Raw genomic sequence first — 1,285 nt, 5'->3', positions numbered from 1 at the left:
ATCGTAACGGTAACGCCGTCACTGACTCCGCCAACGGTTCCCTGGATGCCACCGCCGGTGATCTGACCGTGTCTCTCGACACCGTCGATAACACGTCGCAAACGGTTGACTTGTCCGGCACCACGACCGATGTGGCGCCGAATGAAGAAGTCAGCGTCACAATTACTGACTCTGCTGGCAATGTCGTCAACGCCACCACGACTGTCGGTGCCGATGGTGCCTACAGCCTGACCGGCGTAGACATTTCCAGCCTGGTCGACGGCGACCTGACCTTGGAAGCTTCCGCACAGGATCGCAACGGCAATGCCGTCATCGACTCGGCGACCGGCAGTTTTGACGCCACCGCCGGTGCGTTGACGGTCTCTGTCGACACCATCGATAACACGGCGCAAACCGTGAACCTGTCCGGTACCACCACGGACGTGGCGCCAAATGGACAAATTGCGATTACCATCACCGACTCTGCTGGTAATGCCGTCAATGCCACCACCACCGTCGACGCCGACGGTGCCTACACCTTGACAGGCATGGACATCTCCAGCCTGGTCGACGGCGACTTGTCCGTGGAAGCCACGGCCCAGGATCGCAACGGCAATGCTGTGAGTGACTCGGCCAACGGCACCTTCGATGCCACCGCCGGTGATCTGACCGTGGCCATTGCCAATATCGATAACGGTACCCAGACCATCGACCTGTCCGGCTCGACCACGGACGTGGCACCAAACAGCCAGGTTAACGTGACCATCACCGACTCCGCCGGCAACGTCGTTAATACCACCGCCACGGTCGACGCTGACGGTGCCTACACCCTGACCGGCGTGGATATCGCTAGCCTGGTCGATGGCAGCCTGACCGTGGAAGCGTCCGCTCAGGATCGCAACGGCAATGCCGTCACCGACTCGGCAACCGGCAGCTTTGATGCCACTGCTGGCGATCTCGCCGTGACCATTAGCAACGTCGATAATGATGCCCAGACTATCGATCTGTCGGGTACCACCACCGACGTGGCGCCAAACAGCCAGGTTAACGTGACCATCACCGATTCCGCTGGCAATCTCGTCAACACCACCACGACTGTCGGCGCCGACAGTGCCTACACCCTGACCGGCGTAGACATCTCCAGCCTGGTCGACGGCGACCTGACCGTGGAAGCGTCCACGCAGGATCGTAATGGCAACGCCGTGAGTGATTCGGCCAACGGTTCCCTGGATGCCACCGCCGGTGCCTTGAGTGTCTCTGTCGACACGATCGACAACACAACCCAAACCGTGAACCTGTCCGGTAC

1 protein-coding gene is annotated in these 1,285 nt (G+C 60.5%); it reads left to right on the top strand.

What is annotated here, in order from left to right; translation table 11 throughout:
• Positions 1 to 1,285 (top strand): beta strand repeat-containing protein (locus ACSSVV_RS20975; protein ID WP_454106972.1); only part of this gene is annotated, 1,285 nt, incomplete at both ends.

Source organism: Marinobacter sp. MBR-105 (assembly GCF_053628895.1).
This window is presented reverse-complemented; position numbering and strand designations above follow the sequence as displayed.